At 65.3% G+C, this 16,983-nt stretch carries 15 protein-coding genes; 8 read left to right on the top strand and 7 right to left on the bottom strand.

Annotated features, from left to right (window positions below):
* Window position 1: 1 nt before the first annotated feature.
* The 5 genes from dxr to pyrH form a co-directional block, all read right to left on the bottom strand.
* The gene (dxr, locus tag G5A46_RS12650) at window positions 2-1,189 is read right to left on the bottom strand and encodes a 1-deoxy-D-xylulose-5-phosphate reductoisomerase (RefSeq protein WP_163849729.1); all 1,188 of its coding nucleotides are present in this window, start codon (window positions 1,187-1,189) and stop codon (window positions 2-4) included.
* Complete coding sequence (locus G5A46_RS12645; RefSeq protein ID WP_163849728.1) at window positions 1,189-1,995, bottom strand: phosphatidate cytidylyltransferase; 807 nt, start codon at window positions 1,993-1,995, stop codon at window positions 1,189-1,191. The genes dxr and G5A46_RS12645 overlap by 1 nt, the downstream gene beginning before the upstream one ends.
* A 1-nt stretch (window position 1,996) precedes the next feature.
* Window positions 1,997-2,710, bottom strand: a complete 714-nt coding sequence (gene uppS / locus G5A46_RS12640) for a polyprenyl diphosphate synthase (protein ID WP_163849727.1) — start codon at window positions 2,708-2,710, stop codon at window positions 1,997-1,999.
* A 21-nt stretch (window positions 2,711-2,731) separates the two neighbouring features.
* On the bottom strand, window positions 2,732-3,295 hold the full coding sequence (gene frr, locus G5A46_RS12635) for a ribosome recycling factor (protein WP_163849726.1): 564 nt from the start codon (window positions 3,293-3,295) through the stop codon (window positions 2,732-2,734).
* Between the two features lie 143 nt (window positions 3,296-3,438).
* Entirely contained in the window at window positions 3,439-4,167 is a 729-nt protein-coding gene (pyrH, locus tag G5A46_RS12630) for a UMP kinase (protein ID WP_163849725.1), read from the bottom strand.
* 99 nt (window positions 4,168-4,266) lie between these two features.
* Here pyrH and miaA point away from each other — a divergent pair, with 99 nt between their 5' ends.
* The 6 genes from miaA to G5A46_RS12600 all read left to right on the top strand — a co-directional run bounded on the left by miaA (window position 4,267) and on the right by G5A46_RS12600 (window position 12,565).
* Window positions 4,267-5,190: a tRNA (adenosine(37)-N6)-dimethylallyltransferase MiaA gene (gene miaA, locus G5A46_RS12625; RefSeq protein ID WP_239520795.1), complete on the top strand. Its 924-nt coding sequence runs from the start codon at window positions 4,267-4,269 to the stop codon at window positions 5,188-5,190.
* 151 nt (window positions 5,191-5,341) lie between these two features.
* Complete coding sequence (locus G5A46_RS12620; protein ID WP_163849723.1) at window positions 5,342-6,133, top strand: AraC family transcriptional regulator; 792 nt, start codon at window positions 5,342-5,344, stop codon at window positions 6,131-6,133.
* 254 nt (window positions 6,134-6,387) lie between these two features.
* Window positions 6,388-8,040, top strand: coding sequence for an ABC transporter substrate-binding protein (locus tag G5A46_RS12615; protein ID WP_163849722.1), 1,653 nt, complete (start codon window positions 6,388-6,390; stop codon window positions 8,038-8,040).
* A gap of 120 nt (window positions 8,041-8,160) precedes the next feature.
* A complete protein-coding gene (locus G5A46_RS12610; protein WP_163849721.1) occupies window positions 8,161-9,204 on the top strand; it encodes an ABC transporter permease in 1,044 nt (347 codons plus the stop codon).
* A gap of 12 nt (window positions 9,205-9,216) precedes the next feature.
* Window positions 9,217-10,413 carry an ABC transporter permease gene (locus G5A46_RS12605; protein WP_163849720.1) on the top strand — a complete coding sequence of 399 codons (1,197 nt, stop codon included), beginning with the start codon at window positions 9,217-9,219 and terminating at the stop codon, window positions 10,411-10,413.
* A gap of 70 nt (window positions 10,414-10,483) precedes the next feature.
* Window positions 10,484-12,565: a dipeptide ABC transporter ATP-binding protein gene (locus G5A46_RS12600; protein ID WP_163849719.1), complete on the top strand. Its 2,082-nt coding sequence runs from the start codon at window positions 10,484-10,486 to the stop codon at window positions 12,563-12,565.
* 273 nt (window positions 12,566-12,838) lie between these two features.
* Here the strand turns inward: G5A46_RS12600 and G5A46_RS12595 are convergent, their stop codons facing one another.
* Together G5A46_RS12595 and G5A46_RS12590 are read right to left on the bottom strand one after the other, a co-directional pair.
* Complete coding sequence (locus tag G5A46_RS12595; protein ID WP_163849718.1) at window positions 12,839-13,363, bottom strand: hypothetical protein; 525 nt, start codon at window positions 13,361-13,363, stop codon at window positions 12,839-12,841.
* A gap of 219 nt (window positions 13,364-13,582) precedes the next feature.
* Window positions 13,583-14,167 carry a lytic transglycosylase domain-containing protein gene (locus G5A46_RS12590; protein WP_163849717.1) on the bottom strand — a complete coding sequence of 195 codons (585 nt, stop codon included), beginning with the start codon at window positions 14,165-14,167 and terminating at the stop codon, window positions 13,583-13,585.
* A gap of 203 nt (window positions 14,168-14,370) precedes the next feature.
* Between G5A46_RS12590 and ssb the strand changes: the two genes are divergently transcribed.
* Both ssb and typA read left to right on the top strand, forming a co-directional pair.
* Complete coding sequence (gene ssb, locus G5A46_RS12585) at window positions 14,371-14,913, top strand: single-stranded DNA-binding protein (RefSeq protein WP_163849716.1); 543 nt, start codon at window positions 14,371-14,373, stop codon at window positions 14,911-14,913.
* 230 nt (window positions 14,914-15,143) lie between these two features.
* Window positions 15,144-16,961 carry a translational GTPase TypA gene (typA, locus tag G5A46_RS12580; RefSeq protein WP_163849715.1) on the top strand — a complete coding sequence of 606 codons (1,818 nt, stop codon included), beginning with the start codon at window positions 15,144-15,146 and terminating at the stop codon, window positions 16,959-16,961.
* The last annotated feature ends 22 nt before the right edge of the window (window positions 16,962-16,983 follow it).

Raw genomic sequence — 16,983 nt, 5'->3', positions numbered from 1 at the left:
TTTACCTACCTGTATTGTCTCGGCTTGCGGACGCAACATCGTCCCGGGCCGTTTTTCGTGCGAACCGGTCAGCCCTTAACACGTTATCCAGCGAAAACGGGGCATCAATAAGGCCCGATTCGGCCTCTGCCACGTCAAGAACGCGTGAGACCGTGTCGGCCATCGCCGTGAATCCGATCCGGCGCGCCAGGAATGCGTCCAGCGCCGTCTCCTTGGCCGCGTTCATCACCGCGCCGGCCAGCCCGCCCCGCGCCATCACCGCGCGCGCGATGCGCAGCGCGGGAAACCGCGCCAGATCCGGCGCGCGAAAGGTCAGCGCCCCGGCCGCGGCGAGATCCAGCCGCGGCACCGGCAACGGCGCGCGGTCCGGCCAGTTCAGCGCATAGCCGATAGCATGGCGCATGTCCGGCGCGCCCAGATGCGCAATGGTGCCGCCATCGACATGGGTGACCAGCGCATGCACCAGGCTTTCGGGATGGATCACCGCGTCGATCCTGTCGGGCGGCAGGCCGAACAGCTCCCGCGCCTCGATCATCTCAAGCGCCTTGTTGAACATCGAGGCGCTGTCGATGGTGATGCGTTGGCCCATGTCCCAATTGGGATGGGTCGCCGCCTGTTCGGGCGTGGCGCGGGCCAGGTCGGCCAGCGGCCAGTCGCGGAACGCCCCGCCCGAGGCGGTCAGCGTCACCGACTCCACGCTGGAAATGTCCTCGCCCAGCAAAGCCTGGAAGATCGCCGAATGTTCGCTGTCCACCGGCAGGATCGTGGCCCCGCGCGCGCGGGCCTCCGCCATGATCAGCGGGCCGGCGCAGACCAGCGTTTCCTTGTTGGCCAGCGCCAGCACATTGCCCTGTTGCAGGGCGGCCAGCCCCGGTTCCAGCCCGGCGGCGCCCACGATGCAGGACATCACCCAGTCGGCGGGCCGTGCGGCCGCTTCGAGCAGGGCGGCGCGCCCGGCGGCCACGGCGACGCCGCTACCGGCCAGCGCGGCGCGCAGATCCTCCAGCAGATCGTCGCGGGCGGTGACGGCCACTTGCGCGCCCAGCCGCCGCGCATCCGCCGCAAGCTGCGTGATATTGGCCCCGCCGGTCAGCGCGACCACCGCATAGGCGCCGGGATCGCGGGCGATCAGGTCGATGGTGCTTTGCCCGATAGACCCGGTCGCCCCCAGAATGGAGATCCGGCGCATCAGCCGCCCAGCCCCGGCAGCGTCGCCGCCACCGGCAACGCACCCAGCGGCCGCGCCACCAGCAGCAGCAGCGAGGCGCCCAGCATCCCGTCAAACCGGTCCAGCAAGCCGCCATGGCCGGGGATCAGGGTGGAACTGTCCTTGACCCCGATGCGGCGTTTCGTGGCGCTTTCGGCCATGTCGCCCATCTGCGCGGCCATGGACAGGCCGACGGAAATCCCCACCAGCCAGACACCGCTGCCGGTCAGCGCCCCGAACAGAAGCCCGGTCAGCGCCGCCCCGACCCATCCCGCGACGGTACCCGACCAGGTCTTCTTGGGGCTGACGCGCGGCCAGAATTTGGGCCCGCCGATCAGGCGCCCGGCGAAATAACCCGCGATATCGGTCACCACGACCACGGCCACCAGCCAGGCCATCCAGACCAGGCCCATGTCGTTGCGCAGCTGGATCATGCCAAACCCCGCCAGCAGGATCATCGCGGTGAAGGTCAGGAACATCGTGCGCTTGTGCGGGACCAGCGACAGCCCCGCCATCGACGGCGCCAACAGAAGCGGCAGCGCGAAACTGGGCGGCACCAGCGTGGCGATCAGCAGACAGCCCGCCGCCACCGCCGCCAGTTGCCAGGCCACCGCCGGCCGGTCCGGCGCGATCAGGCGAAGCAATTCCCAGACCATGCCGCCGCAGATCAGCGTGATGCCCAGGCGCCACCAAAGGCCGCCCGCCCAGATCAGCGCCAGCCCCAGAGCCACCATCACCAGACCCGAGATCAGCCGGGGCGCCAGGTCAGACCAGTTTCGTCCCGCCATCTCAGCCCTTCACCGCGCCAAAGCGGCGATCACGCCCGGCATAGCTGGCCACGACATCGGCAAAGATCTCCTTGCTGAAATCGGGCCACAGCGTGTCGATGAACTCATATTCCGCATAGGCCGATTGCCACAGCAGGAAGTTCGAGATTCGCGCCTCTCCCGAGGTTCGGATCACCAGGTCAGGATCAGGCAAAACGTAAGTATCCAAATACCTTGGAAGGGTTTCTTCATCCACTTTGTGAGGATCAAGCCGCCCCTCGGCCACGTCCTGCGCCAGCCGGCGCGTGGCGCGTGCGACCTCGTCCCGGCCGCCGTAGTTCAGCGCGATGGTCAGGTTGGTACCGGTGCAATCCTCGGTCATCTCTTCCAACTCGTCCATCTGCGCCTGCAACTTCTCGTCCAGACCCGGACGGTCGCCGATGAACCGGACACGCACGTTCTGCGCCCGCAGCGCCCGCGCCTCCCGACGGATATAGGAGCGGAACAGCGACATCAGCCCGGCGACCTCGATCTGGGTGCGTTTCCAGTTCTCCGTCGAGAAACCGAATATGGTCAGATATTCGACCCCCAGATCCGGGCAGGCCTCCACGATCTCGCGCACCCGCCGGGCGCCGGCATGGTGCCCGAACAGGCGCGGCCGGCCGCGCATGCTGGCCCAGCGTCCGTTGCCGTCCATGATGATGGCCACATGTGCCGGGCCGCCCGATCCGCTCATGTCCCTGCGCCTCCTCCCGGCTCAGACCTGCATGATCTCCGCCTGCTTGCCCTCCAGGGCCTTGTCGACTTCGGCGATGTAATTGTCGGTCAGGTCCTGAACCTCGGTCTCCCAGAACTTCTGGTCGTCCTCGGACATGCCGTCGGATTTCGCCTTCTTGATCTGGTCCATGCCGTCGCGGCGCACATTGCGCACCGACACGCGGGCATGTTCGGCATAGCTGCCGGCAACCTTGGTCAATTCGCGGCGACGTTCCTCGTTCAGCTCGGGGATCGGCAGCATGATGATCGTACCGTTCATCTGCGGGTTGATCCCCAGGCCGGATTCGCGGATCGCCTTCTCAACCTTGTTGACCAGGCCCTTGTCCCAGACATTGATGGTCACCATCCGCGGCTCCGGCACGTTGACGGTGCCGACCTGGTTGATCGGCGTCATGGATCCATAGGCATCGACCATCACCGGCTCCAGCATGGAGGCCGAGGCCCGTCCGGTGCGCAGAGAGGCGAATTCCGTCCGCAGATTGGCCATGGCGCCATCCATGCGGCGTTTCAGGTCGTCAGTGTCCAGTTCGAAATCTTCAGACATGGGCTATCCGTTCGTTTCTTGGCCGTTCGTTTCCGTGATCAGCGCGGTTCTATGCCAGCGGCCCGCAATTGTATAGGGACGCCGTGGTACGCCGCCCCGTGCCCCGGATCGCGGCGGCGGCCTGCCCCCACCGCGCTGTGGGCTCAGTCATGCACCAGCGTATAGGTGCCCTTGCCCGCCAGGATACCGCGGAACCCGCCCGGCTCATCCAGGGAAAAGACGACGATCGGCTTGCGATTGTCACGCGCCAGCGCGATGGCGGAGGCATCCATGACATTCAGATGCTGGGCCAGGACCTCGTCATAGGTGACGCGGTCATAGCGCACGGCGTCATCATGTTTGGCCGGGTCCTTATCATAGACGCCATCGACCTTGGTTCCCTTGAAGATCGCCTCGCAAGCCATTTCATTCGCTCGCAAAGTTGCCGCCGTGTCGGTGGTGAAATATGGGTTCCCGGTGCCAGCGGCAAAGATGCAGACGCGCTTTTTCTCCAGGTGGCGGACAGCACGGCGGCGGATGTAGGGTTCGCACACCTGGTCCATCGGAATGGCGGAGATGACGCGGGTGAACACGCCCAGCCCCTCCAGCGAGGCCTGCATCGCCAGCGCGTTCATCACCGTGGCCAGCATGCCCATGTAATCGGCGGTGGTCCGCTCCATCCCCTGGGCGGACCCTTGCAGGCCGCGAAAGACGTTGCCGCCGCCGATGACCATGCAGATCTCCACCCCCAGGTCGTGAACCGATTTGACCTCCTGGGCGATCCGTTCCACCGTGGGCGGGTGCAGCCCGTAGCCCTGGTCGCCCATCAGCGCCTCTCCGGATATCTTCAGAAGGACGCGCTTGTACTTGAGTTCGGACGCGGCATCGGCCATGGTGCGTTCCTTCCGGCTGGGGCATGGGATTTCGCGCGCAAAATGTCGGAAAACGGTGCAAGGTTCAATGCGGGAAAGCGGCCAATTGGAGACAGCGCGATGATCCCGGCGCAAACCGCCCCCGCGATCGTCCGGACCGATGGCTGGGATGCCGTGATCCGGGGCCTCGGTCGCGACCGCCCGGTCCTGATCGCCGGCCCCACCGCATCGGGGAAATCCGCCCTGGCGCTGCGCATCGCCGAGAGGTTGGGCGGGGTGATCGTCAATGCCGATGCGCTACAGGTCTACGAGAATTGGCGCGTGCTGTCCGCCCGCCCCACAGCGGAGGACGAGGCCCGCGCGCCGCATGTGATGTTCGGCCATGTGGCACGGGATCACGCCTATTCGACGGGCGCATGGCTGCGCGCGGCCAAACTTCATCTATCACATGAAGAGCGGCCCATTTTCGTTGGCGGAACAGGGCTTTACTTTCGATCCTTAACAGAAGGCCTTGCCGAAATTCCGGCCATACCGCCGCAGGTCCGGGCAGAGGCCGACGCCCTGTTGCGGGACGCCGGCACCGGCCCGATGATCGCCGCGCTGGACCTGGCCACGCAGGCCCGTCTGGATCTGGCGAACCCGGCGCGGGTGCAGCGCGCCTGGGAGGTGCAGCGCGCCACAGGCCGGGGCCTGGCCGCCTGGCAGGCCGACACGCCGCCGCCCGCCCTGCCTCTGACGGCGGCGCATCCGCTGGTCCTGGATGCCGACCGCGACTGGCTGGCCGAGCGTATTGCCCGGCGGTTTGGCCAGATGCTGCGCGGCGGCGCGCTGGAGGAGGCGCGCGCCAACCTGCACGATTGGGATCCTGCCCGCCCGTCCTCACGCGCGATTGGCGGACCCGAGCTGATCGCTCATCTGCGTGGCGAGATCACGCTGGAGGAAGCAGAGCGCCTGGCCGTGATCGCCACCCGCCAATACGCCAAGCGGCAGCGCACCTGGTTCCGCGCCCGGATGACGGGCTGGCAGGCCGTCGCACGCCCGTGATCCCCCAGTGTCGGATGACACCGTGCCCCTTTCCCAAGGCTGAAGATCGCCGGAACGTGAAAAGATCTGTTTACGTTTGGTGACCTTTCGGTCAAGTTGATACACTATATTTGCTGAATTTCTTTACGTTTCTCGATCTTTCCAGGATGCGATGCCCACACCGGAAACCACCCGCTGCCTAACGCTGGCGCAATTCCTTCGCGGTGCCGATTGGCGCCTGTCCCTGCCCCATGGGCGCCCCTATGCCCTGTTCCTGTGGATCACGCGGGGCCAGGGACGGGTGACCTTGCTGGGACGGCGGCACGGCTTTGGCGCCTGGTCCGCCATCCTGATCCCCCCTGGCACGCTGGCGATGATGGATTTCGGTGCCCAGGCCCTGGGATACGCGGTCATGATCCCCGCCGATGCCGTCGACATCCTACCGGCAGAGCCGCATTTGCTGCGGGTGCGCGAGACCCTCTCGCAGGCAGAGCTGACCGCCGTGATCGACGCCATGCAGCGCGAGCAATCGACCCACCGTCCCTTCGGGGAGGAAGCGCTGCTCGCCCATGCCGGGCTGCTCTCTGTCTGGTTGCGGCGGGCCTTGTCCAACGAGGCGCCCGCCCCGCCGCCGCGCGCGGCCGAACGGCTGGCGGCGGCCTATTGCGCCCTGATCGAACGGGATTTCCGCAACGGCGACAGCATGGCCGACCACGCCGCCGCGCTGGGGGTCACGCCGACCCACCTGTCCCGCACCTGCCGCCAGACCGCCGGGCTGACCGCCGCCGACATCCTGACCGGGCGCGTCCTGCACGAGGCTCGCGTCCGCCTGGAGGACGGAGACGCCCCGGTGCGCGATGTGGCAGAAGGGCTGGGATTCTCCAGTGCCGCCTATTTTACACGCTTTATCCAGAAACATACCGGCGCTGCCCCTACGGCACTTCGACGTCGCGCTCATCAATAATGTGAAATTTGGCCCGCAGATCGGAATTCACCGTTGAACCCGAGGCCGATGTCGTTTTTGCTTGGGGAGAGTGTCGCTTTTTGACATCGCAACCGCGAAGTGAAGAATTGACGCAAGGCCCGGCTTCGTGCCGAATGAAGCGATGTTCCATCCACGCGCCGATCCACGCAGCAATGTTGCGGCAGGGCGCGCAGGGATAGATGCACGGATAGATCAAGGGTCCGGGTCGAACCCCGGGCCGGAGTCACAGGGAGATGACCATGAAGGACGAAATCCAAACTGGCGCGGGGGTCCACCCGGCGGCCAGGATGTATGCCCAGGAGTTCCGCGCGGGCAAGCTGAGCCGCCGCGAATTCCTGACCCGCGCCTCGGCGCTGGGGGTTGCCACGCCGATGGCCTACGCGCTGGGCGGGCTGGACGCCCCCGTCGCCGCCGAAAGCCACATGGAGCCGCAGCGCGGCGGCACCCTGCGGGTGCAGATGGAAACCAAGGCGCTGAAGGATCCGCGCAATTTCGACTGGTCGCAAATGGCGAATTTCAGCCGCGGCTGGCTGGAATACCTGACCGAATACAACCGCGACGGCAGCTTTGCCGGCATCCTGCTGGAAAGCTGGGAAGCCAACGAGGACGCCACTGAATACACCCTGAACGTCCGCCAGGGCGTAACCTGGAACAACGGCGATCCCTTCACCGCCGAAGACGTGGCCTTCAACATCAATCGCTGGTGCGAGACCAATGTGGACGGCAATTCCATGGCCTCCCGCATGACCTCTCTGATCGACGAGGAAACCGGCATGGCGCGCGAGGGTGCGATCACCGTGGTGGATGATCACACGGTGAAACTGGTCTGCGCCTCCCCCGACATTACCATCATCCCCGGCATGGCCGACTACCCGGCGGCCATCGTGCATCAATCCTATGCCGGCGGCGATCCGGCGGATGATCCGATCGGCACCGGCCCCTTCCTGCCGGAGGTCAACGAGGTCGGCGTGCGCCAGGTGCTGGTGCGCAACGAAGATCACCAATGGTGGGGCGAAGGCGCCTATCTGGACCGGATCGAATTCATCGATTTCGGCACCGACATGGCCGCCTGGGTCGCGGCGGCGGATGCCGACGAGATCGACATGACCTACCAATCCACCGGCGAGTTCATCGAAGTGCTGGACGCGCTGGAATGGACCAAGTCGGAGGCCGTCACGGCCTCCACGATCTGCGTGCGGTTCAACCAGAACCACGAGCCCTACAATGACGTGAAGGTCCGCAAGGCGCTGCAAATGGCCGTTGATCCCGCCATCGTGCTGGAACTGGGCTATGCCGGGCTGGGCACCGTGGCCGAACATCACCACGTCTGCCCGATCCACCCCGAATACGCCGAGATCCCCAAGGTCGAGGTCGATCCCGAAGCGGCGGTTGCCCTGCTGGAAGAGGCGGGCCATGCCGATACCAGCTTCGAGCTGATTTCCATCGACGACCAGTGGCAGTCGGAAACCTGCGATGCCGTGGCCGCGCAGGTCCGGGACGCGGGCATCAACGTGCAGCGGTCGATCCTGCCCGGCTCCACCTTCTGGAACGACTGGCTGGTCTATCCCTGGTCCGCGACGGAGTGGAACATGCGGCCCCTGGGCGTGCAGATCCTGGCGCTGGCCTACCGCTCCGGCGTGGCCTGGAACGAAACCGCGATGTCGAACGCGGATTTCGACGCCAAGCTGGCCGAGGCGATGTCCATCGCCGACGCCGACGCCCGACGCGAGGTGATGGCGGACCTGGAGCAGATCATGCTGGACGATGGTGTGATGATCCAACCTTATTGGCGGTCCCTGTTCCGCCATTACAAGCCCACCGTACACGGCACCGAGATGCACCCGACTTTCGAAATGCATCACTACAAATGGTGGAAAGAGGCCTGATCGGGCCCTGCTCCCCTCATTGACCCGGGGGGCCGCCATGGTGCGGCCCCCTTACCGATCTCAGCGGCGCGATTGCAGAGGCGGCGAACGCCCGGCCGCGCGGCCAGACAGGGAAAAGATATGCTCCTCTTCCTTCTGAAAAGGACAGGGACGATGATCCTGACGGCGCTGTGCCTCAGCTTCATCGTGTTCTTCTTCACCAATCTAGAGCCGAACCTGGAAAAGATCGCGAAGTTCGAAGGCAACAGCCGAATGAGCGACGAGCAGGTCGCCAACTGGCTGGAAAACAACGGCTTCAACCAGCCGATGCCGATCCGCTATGGCGAATGGCTGGGCGTCTGGCCGGGCTGGACCTCCGACACCGCCAACGGCTATCGCGGGCGCTGCGTCACACCCGGCATGACGGCCGAGGAATCCGCCACCTTCTGCGGCATTCTTCAGGGCCAATGGGGCGAAAGCCGCGTCTTCCGTGAAGAGGTCGTCACCATCGTCGGCACGCGACTGGCGCTGACGGGCAAGCTGATGTTCTGGGTCATGATCCTGATGGTTCCCATGGCGCTGACGATCGGCGTGCTGGCGGGTATGCGCGAAGGGTCGCGGCTGGACCGGGGGCTGTCGACCTTCTCCATCGCGACGACGGCGACACCGGAATATGTCTCGGGCGTGATCCTGATTGCGGTCTTCGCCTCCTCCGCCGTGGGACTGAAATGGTTCAAGGGCACGGCGACGGCGGCGATGAACGATGCCACCTTCGAGAACTTCTTTCTGCCGGTGCTGACCATTGCGCTATACGGCATGGGCTACATCGCCCGCATGACCCGCGCCTCCATGGCCGAGGTGATGACAGCGCAATATGTCCGCACCGCCCGGCTGAAGGGCGTGACCTTTCGAAACATCGTGCTGAAACACGCGCTGCGCAACGCGCTGATCGCGCCGTTCACCGTGATCATGCTGCAATTCCCGTGGATCCTGAACGGCGTCGTCATTGTCGAGACCCTGTTCAATTACAAGGGTCTGGGCTGGGCGCTGGTGCAGGCCGCGGGCAACAACGATATCGACCTGCTGCTGGGCATCTCGGTGGTGTCGGTCTTTGTCGTGCTGATGACCCAACTGATTTCGGATATCGGGTATGTCTACCTCAATCCGCGCATCCGGATCTCGTAAGGGGGAACAGGAATGGAACCGTTGACATGGGGGGAGATCATTCCCCGCGTTCTCTACCAGTTCACGCCGGTCTGGATCGCACTTCTGCTCACCTTTGCACTGTCGATCCTCTACAAGCGACGGCTGGGGCTTTACGGCAAACTCTTTGACAACATCATCGGCATGGTGGGCTTCGGCCTTGTCATGTTCTGGGTCTATACCGGCCTGTTCGTCGGATTGTTCGACTGGATTGTCACCCACGATCCGCTCAGCGCCGCGACGGGAATGAAGAACAAGGCCCCCGGCACCCCCCTGCGCGGGGCGGAGGCGGGCGATTATCCCTATTACCTGCTGGGGGGCGACACGCTGGCGCGGGACGTCTTTTCGCGCATGGTCTCGGGCAGTTGGGTGGTGATCCGCATCGCGCCGCTGGCCACTGTCTTTGCCTTCATGGTGGGGATCACGCTGGGCCTGCCGGCGGGATATTTCGGCAAGCGGCTGGATACGGTGCTGTCCTTCCTTGCCAACCTGATCCTGGCCTTCCCGGTGATCTTGCTGTTCTACCTGCTGGTGACGCCGGAAATGGTGGCCACGGGGATCCCGGGCTACATGGCGGTGGTGCTGTTCCTGTTCCCGATCATCTTCCTGACGGTGCTGATCAATTCGCGTTACCACACGCAGCCCGCGCGCCGCACGATATTGCTGTCGGTGCTGATCATCGGGCTGGGGTGGCTCTACCTGTCGTTGATCAACGATCCCGGCACGCCGATCAACTTCCTGCCCGGCGCGGTGGACCTGTTCGACATTCCCGGCGGCATCCTGATCGTGTTTGTCGCCGTCGTCTTCGTCAACGCGCCCACGGTGTTTCGGATCGTGCGGGGGCTGGCTCTGGACATCCAGACCCGCGATTACGTCGCCGCCGCCCAGACCCGGGGCGAAGGGCCGTGGTACATCATGCTGTGGGAGATCCTGCCCAATGCGCGCGGCCCGCTGATCGTCGATTTCTGCCTGCGCATCGGCTACACCACCATCCTGCTGGGCACGCTGGGCTTCTTCGGGCTGGGTCTGCCACCGGAAAGCCCGGATTGGGGGACGACGATCAATCAGGGGCGCAAGCTGCTGTCGATCTATCCGCATCCCGCGATCGTGCCCGCCATGGCGCTACTGTCCATGGTGCTGGGGCTGAACCTGCTGGCCGATGGCCTGCGCGAAGAAAGCCTGAAGGATTGACGCAGATGAACAACGCCTTGCACATCCCTGATTTCGCCAGCTTTTGGCCACGCCACGCAGGAGTCTCCGCATGAAACGTCCTGACCACGACGGCCCCATCCTGGAGATCGACCAACTGTCGATTTCCTTCTTCACCCGCCTGCGGGAGATCCCGGCGGTGATGGATTTCTCCGTTAACGTCCAACCGGGAGAGGCCGTCGGCCTGGTTGGGGAATCCGGCTGCGGCAAATCCACCGTCGCCCTGGGGGTGATGCAGGATCTGGGCGTCAACGGTCGCATCGTCGGCGGCAGCATCAAGTTCAAGGGCCGCGATCTGAACGAGATGTCCGCCGAGGAGCTGCGCGACATTCGCGGCAACGAGATCGCGATGATCTACCAGGAGCCGATGGCCTCCCTCAACCCGGCGATGCGCATCGGCAAGCAGCTGATGGAAGTCCCGATGATTCACGAGGGCGTCAGCGAGAAGGAAGCCTATGCCCGCGCTCTGGAGGTCGTCACCGATGTGAAACTGCCAGATCCCAAGCGGATGCTGCAAAGCTATCCGCACCAATTATCGGGCGGGCAGCAACAGCGGATCGTCATCGCCATGGCGTTGATGGCCAACCCCGCGCTGCTGATCCTGGACGAACCCACCACCGCGCTGGACGTGACGGTTGAGGCGGCGGTGGTCGAGCTGGTCCGAGACCTGGGCAAGAAATACGGCACCTCCATGCTGTTCATATCCCACAACCTCGGGCTGGTGCTGGAAACCTGCGACCGGATCTGCGTGATGTATTCGGGGGAAGCGGTGGAAACCGGCTCCATCGAAGATGTGTTCGACAAGATGCGTCACCCCTATACGCAGGCGCTGTTCCGGTCGATCCCGCTGCCCGGAGCGGACAAATCCGCCCGCCCGCTGGTGGCCATTCCGGGCAATTTCCCCCTGCCCCACGAGCGCCCGCCAGGCTGCAATTTCGGCCCGCGCTGCGATTATTTCGTCGAAGGCCGCTGCGACGCCACCGATATCGCGATGTTCGACGTACCGGGCGATGCGCGCCACCGCTCCCGCTGTTTGCGGTTCGAGGAAATCGACTGGTCCGCCCCGCCGCAGAATATCGCACGCAAGGAAAAGCCCCGGCCCGGCGCGCCGATCCTGCGGATCGAGAACCTGCGCAAATATTACGAGGTCGCGGCCTCTGCCCTGTTCAGCGGTGGCGAGAAGAAGGTGGTGAAGGCCAACGAGACCCTCACTTTCGAAGCGCGCGAAAGCGAAACGCTGGCCATCGTTGGCGAATCCGGCTGCGGGAAATCCACCCTGGCCAAGGTGCTGATGGGGCTGGAGACGGCGACCGACGGGAAGATTTTCCTCGACAATCGGGAGATTCAGGACATCCCGATCGAGAAACGCGGCGCCCGCACCATCGCCGACATTCAGATGGTGTTCCAGAACCCGTTCGACACGCTGAACCCGTCGATGAGCGTCGGCCGCCAGATCATGCGCGCGCTTGAGGTCTTCGGCATCGGCGACACCCCGGCAGAGCGCCGCGAGCGGATGCTGACCCTGCTGGACCTGGTTAAACTGCCCCGCGCCTTTGCCGACCGGATGCCGCGCCAGCTGTCGGGTGGCCAGAAACAGCGCGTCGGCATCGCGCGGGCCTTTGCCGGCGGGGCACGGATCGTGGTGGCGGATGAACCCGTTTCGGCGCTGGATGTGTCGGTCCAGGCGGCGGTGACCGATCTGCTGATGGAAATCCAGCGCGACGAGAAGACGACGCTGCTGTTCATCTCGCACGATCTGTCCATCGTGCGCTATCTCAGCGATCGGGTCATGGTGATGTACCTGGGTCACGTGGTGGAGCTGGGCACCACGGAGGAGGTCTTCTCTCCGCCTTATCACCCTTATACGGAGGCGCTGCTGTCCGCCGTGCCGATCGCCGACACCAGCGTGGAGAAGACGCATATCGTGCTGGAGGGCGACGTGCCTTCGGCCATGGCGCCACCGCCGGGCTGCCCGTTCCAGACGCGCTGCCGCTGGAAATCCGAGGTGCCGGGCGATTTGTGCGAGCGCGAGGTGCCACCGATGCGCGATTTCGACGGCCACCAGATCAAGTGCCACCTGTCGGACGCGAAATTCCGGGAGATGGCGCCGGTGATCCAGATCGCCGCCGAGTGACGGCGGGGCCATGGCCCCGACCTCGCCCAAGGCCCTGCCAGATTGCCCGGGCAAGCCGCGCGGACGGGTTATGCGAACACCAAAACGGCCCGCCGAGAGAGTGGCGGGCCGTTTTCACGTCCGGAGGGATGGACGTATTCGGTGACGGCGCGGCCCGCGCGTGGCGGGATCAGGATCGGGACCGGTCGCGGCGGCGCGCCTTTGGTTCAACCGTCAATTGACACCTGTGATCGCCCCCGGCCCGGTTCAACCCCGGTCCGGGGACAAGCACGATCAATTGTCCGACATGTTCGCTTCGGGTTCGGGGGCGGGCAGATCGGCCAGCTTGTTCTGTACCCCTTGGGCAAAGGCATCCAGCATGGCGACATAGTAGTCGCCCTCGCCCGGCATCAGGTTAACTGCACCCGCGACGCTGTCACCGGCACGCGCATTGACCGCGATCGGAAAGGTGCCGGCGGGATTGTCGGCGCCGTGGAACGTGTAGACGGCAATGCCTTCGATCTGGTTGAACTCGCCCTGGGCGCCCATTGGCCCGCCGTCTAGTTGCAGGGACGTCACCTTCACGTCGATCTCGAACCCGTTGGAGCCGTCGGTCATCGGGTTCTCCACCCGGTCCCAGATGGCGCGGGCCAGATCGTCATTGAAGGCGGGATAATATTCGGTCACGTCGCCGACTTCGACCCCTTCGATATTGGTGGTCACCTCGACATCGGAGACGGGATAGGGGGTGGTCAGGGCCAGCGCAGGGGCGGCCAGCGCCGCAAAGAGCGCCAGTGCGGCGGTGGTTGTCTTCAGCATGGTATCACTCGCTTTCCAAAACGCCCGTGCGCGACCTGGGGGAGGGCCAGTCGGCGGCACGGGCCGGACGTCGGGACGCGTCCGTCATTGGCAGAAGAACCCCGCAAGAACTGATTTGGTTCCGCGTCAATCCCGCGTCGGGTGGCGATAACCCGCCGGTTCGGTCCAAGCGCACCACGGAGCGCCCGGCGGACCGGTCCTGCGCGGCAGGGCCCGGGGCTATTCCCCCCAGATCACCCGAACGTAATCCTGCGTCTCGGCATAGGGGGGCACGTCGTTGTATTGCCGCACCGCGCCGGGCCCGGCGTTGTAGGCCGCCAGCGCCAGCCGCCAGGAGCCGAAATCGCGGTATTGCTTCGCCAGGTAGCGCGCGCCGCCGTCCAGGTTCTGAAAGGGATCCTGCGGATCCACGCCCAGCCGCGCGGCGGTGTCGGGCATCAGCTGCGCCAGCCCGATCGCCCCCTTGTGCGACAGGGCGGTGGGCTGCCAGTTGCTTTCCTTTTCCACGAGACGCAGGAAAATCCCCTCGGGCACCTCGTGGCGCAGCGCGGCCGAACGCGCCATGTCCAGAAACTCACCCCGGTAGCGCCCGGTATAGGCCGGATTGGACCATTTCGTTGGCGTGTTCACGCTGGGCGGCTGCAACCGCACGGAGGTGTTGTACTGCTGCGAGGCGCGCCGGTCCAACAGGCCGGTCTGGCTGCGAAACGCGGTCTTGCGCGCCTTTGATCCCAGCACATCCGCCTGCGCGTCCGTCAGGGTCACGGCCCCGATCAGCAGGGCGCCGAACGCCGCTTTGCACATGTGGTGTCCCCCGCCTTGCAACAACCGCAGGCAATATAGTCGGTCGCAGCGCGAAATGCACCCCCCGGCGGTGGCGGTCCTGCCCTGCGGTCAGCGGACCCGGCGCGCGCGGGAAAACTTTACCTTTTCCTCACGCTCTGCTGTAACCCTGCCTCACAGAGCGCCGGATTCGAGGCGCGCCACATTCAGACAGGGAGAGCATCATGGCAGGTTCCGTCAACAAGGTGATCATCATCGGGAATCTGGGCCGCGATCCCGAAGTCCGGTCCTTTCAGAACGGCGGCAAGGTGTGCAACCTGCGCATCGCCACCTCCGAGAACTGGAAAGACCGCAACACCGGAGAGCGGCGCGAACGCACGGAATGGCATTCCGTCGCCATCTTTTCCGAACCGCTGATCCGCGTGGCGGAGCAATATCTGCGCAAGGGCTCCAAGGTCTATATCGAAGGCCAGCTGGAAACCCGCAAATGGCAGGACCAGTCCGGGCAGGACCGCTATTCCACCGAGGTCGTGCTGCGCCCCTACCGGTCGGAGCTGACCATGCTGGATGGCCGCGGCGAAGGTGGCGGTGGCGGTGGCGGTGGCTCCTACGGGGGCGGCGGTGGCGGCGGCTACGGTGGTGGTAGCGGCGGTGGCGGCTACGACGATCGCGGCGGCTATGACGACCGGGGCGGCAATGGCGGTGGTCGTGACGGCGGCGGCGGCGGTGCGCCCTCCCGCGATCTCGACGACGAGATCCCGTTCTGAACCACGCGGCACGACAACCGGCCCCAGCGGCGCCCCCTTGCCCCGGCGCCCGGCGCGGGGCCTGATCCCGACGCCCCGGCGCATGGCCCAATGCGCCCGCCGCAAACGCGGGCCGCCTACGCCCGCTTCCTCCCCCCGGCAGAGCCTTTCCGCCGGGGGTTTGCCGCTTTGGACTGGTATTCCGGGCCGGACCGCGTTAGGCGGGCGCCGACCCCTGAACGAGAGATCCCATGGACCTGCGAAATATCGCCATCATTGCCCACGTCGACCACGGCAAGACCACGCTTGTCGACGAGCTTCTGAAACAATCCGGCGCCTTCCGGGACAACCAGGCCGTGGCCGAACGGGCCATGGACAGCAACGACCTGGAGCGGGAGCGCGGGATCACCATCCTGGCCAAGGCCACCAGCGTCGAATGGAAGGGCACCCGGATCAACATCGTCGACACCCCCGGCCACGCCGATTTCGGTGGCGAGGTTGAGCGGATCCTGTCCATGGTGGACGGCGTGGTCCTGCTGGTCGACGCCGCAGAAGGGCCGATGCCGCAGACCAAGTTCGTGACCTCCAAGGCGCTGGCCCTGGGGCTGCGCCCGATCGTGGTGCTGAACAAGGTCGATAAACCCGACGCCGAGCCCGATCGCGCATTGGACGAATGTTTCGACCTGTTCGCCAATCTGGGCGCCGATGAGGACCAGCTGGATTTCCCGCATCTCTACGCCTCCGGCCGCTCCGGCTGGGCGGATGCGGAACTGGACGGCCCGCGCCAGGATCTGACCGCGCTGTTCCAGCTGGTGGTCAACCACGTTCCCAAGCCGCGCCAGATCGCCCGCCAGGACGAGGATTTCCGCATGCTGGCCGTCACCCTCGGCTCGGACCCGTTTGTCGGGCGCCTGCTGACCGGCCGTGTGGAATCCGGCAAGCTCAAGGTCGGGCAGACCGTGCAGGCGCTGTCCCGCATCGGTCAGAAGATCGAGCAATTCCGCGTCACCAAGATTCAGGCCTTCCGTGGCTTGGGGCAACAGGACATCGACGAGGCCATCGCCGGCGATATCGTCTCCATCGCCGGCATGTCCAAGGCCACCGTGGCCGACACGATCTGCGCCCTGGCCGTCGATGACCCGTTGGACGCCCAACCCATCGACCCGCCCACCATCACCGTGACCTTCGGCATCAACGACAGCCCGCTGGCCGGCCGGGACGGCAAGAAGGTGCAATCGCGCGTCATCCGCGAACGCCTGCTGAAGGAAGCCGAATCCAACGTCGCTATCCGCGTTCAGGACACCCCCGGCGGCGAGGCCTTCGAAGTCTCGGGCCGGGGCGAACTGCAGATGGGTGTGCTGATCGAGAACATGCGCCGCGAAGGGTTCGAATTGTCGATCTCCCGCCCGCAGGTGATCATGCGCGACGGCGAAACCGGCCGCGAGGAGCCGGTGGAAGAAGTCACCATCGATGTGGATGACGAATATTCCGGTGCCGTGATCGAGAAGATCACCGGCGCCCGCAAGGGCGACCTGGCCGAAATGAAACCGGCCGGCGCCGGCAAGACCCGCATCGTGGCGCATGTCCCCTCGCGCGGGTTGATCGGCTACCACGGCGAGTTCCTGACCGACACGCGCGGCACCGGGGTGCTGAACCGCGTGTTCCACGGCTGGACAGCGCACAAGGGGTCGATCCCCGGCCGGCGTGCGGGTGTCCTGATCTCCATGGAGAACGGCGAAACGGTGGCCTATGCCCTGTGGAACCTCGAAGATCGTGGCAAGATGTTCCTGGGCGCCCAGGCGGCCGTTTACCAAGGTATGATCATCGGCGAACACAGCCGGGAGAACGACCTGGAAGTGAACCCGCTCAAGGGCAAGAAACTGACCAACGTGCGCGCCTCCGGCACGGACGAGGCCGTCCGCCTGACGACGCCGATCACCCTGTCGCTGGAAGAGGCCATCGCCTATATCAACGATGACGAGCTGGTCGAAGTCACGCCCAAGGCGATCCGCCTGCGCAAGCGCTATCTGGACCCGCATGAACGCAAGCGGATGGCGCGCGGCGCCTGAACCCGCGTTCGATCATTGGACG

Origin of the sequence: Pseudooceanicola aestuarii (assembly GCF_010614805.1) — a bacterium.
GTDB lineage: Bacteria > Pseudomonadota > Alphaproteobacteria > Rhodobacterales > Rhodobacteraceae > Pseudooceanicola > Pseudooceanicola aestuarii.
Note: the sequence above shows the minus strand (reverse complement) of the source record. Positions and strands in the feature narration are given on the sequence as shown.

Excerpts from the sequence above, each read along its gene's own strand:
- G5A46_RS12645 (WP_163849728.1), bottom strand. The coding sequence starts at position 1,995 with ATGGCGGGACGAAACTGGTCTGACCTGGCGCCCCGGCTGATCTCGGGT.
- G5A46_RS12605 (WP_163849720.1), top strand. The coding sequence starts at position 9,217 with ATGGAACCGTTGACATGGGGGGAGATCATTCCCCGCGTTCTCTACCAG.
- dxr (WP_163849729.1), bottom strand. The coding sequence starts at position 1,189 with ATGCGCCGGATCTCCATTCTGGGGGCGACCGGGTCTATCGGGCAAAGC.
- miaA (WP_239520795.1), top strand. The coding sequence starts at position 4,267 with ATGATCCCGGCGCAAACCGCCCCCGCGATCGTCCGGACCGATGGCTGG.
- G5A46_RS12615 (WP_163849722.1), top strand. The coding sequence starts at position 6,388 with ATGACCATGAAGGACGAAATCCAAACTGGCGCGGGGGTCCACCCGGCG.
- G5A46_RS12600 (WP_163849719.1), top strand. The coding sequence starts at position 10,484 with ATGAAACGTCCTGACCACGACGGCCCCATCCTGGAGATCGACCAACTG.
- ssb (WP_163849716.1), top strand. The coding sequence starts at position 14,371 with ATGGCAGGTTCCGTCAACAAGGTGATCATCATCGGGAATCTGGGCCGC.
- pyrH (WP_163849725.1), bottom strand. The coding sequence starts at position 4,167 with ATGGCCGATGCCGCGTCCGAACTCAAGTACAAGCGCGTCCTTCTGAAG.
- G5A46_RS12590 (WP_163849717.1), bottom strand. The coding sequence starts at position 14,167 with ATGTGCAAAGCGGCGTTCGGCGCCCTGCTGATCGGGGCCGTGACCCTG.
- G5A46_RS12620 (WP_163849723.1), top strand. The coding sequence starts at position 5,342 with ATGCCCACACCGGAAACCACCCGCTGCCTAACGCTGGCGCAATTCCTT.
- G5A46_RS12610 (WP_163849721.1), top strand. The coding sequence starts at position 8,161 with ATGCTCCTCTTCCTTCTGAAAAGGACAGGGACGATGATCCTGACGGCG.
- frr (WP_163849726.1), bottom strand. The coding sequence starts at position 3,295 with ATGTCTGAAGATTTCGAACTGGACACTGACGACCTGAAACGCCGCATG.
- typA (WP_163849715.1), top strand. The coding sequence starts at position 15,144 with ATGGACCTGCGAAATATCGCCATCATTGCCCACGTCGACCACGGCAAG.
- G5A46_RS12595 (WP_163849718.1), bottom strand. The coding sequence starts at position 13,363 with ATGCTGAAGACAACCACCGCCGCACTGGCGCTCTTTGCGGCGCTGGCC.
- uppS (WP_163849727.1), bottom strand. The coding sequence starts at position 2,710 with ATGAGCGGATCGGGCGGCCCGGCACATGTGGCCATCATCATGGACGGC.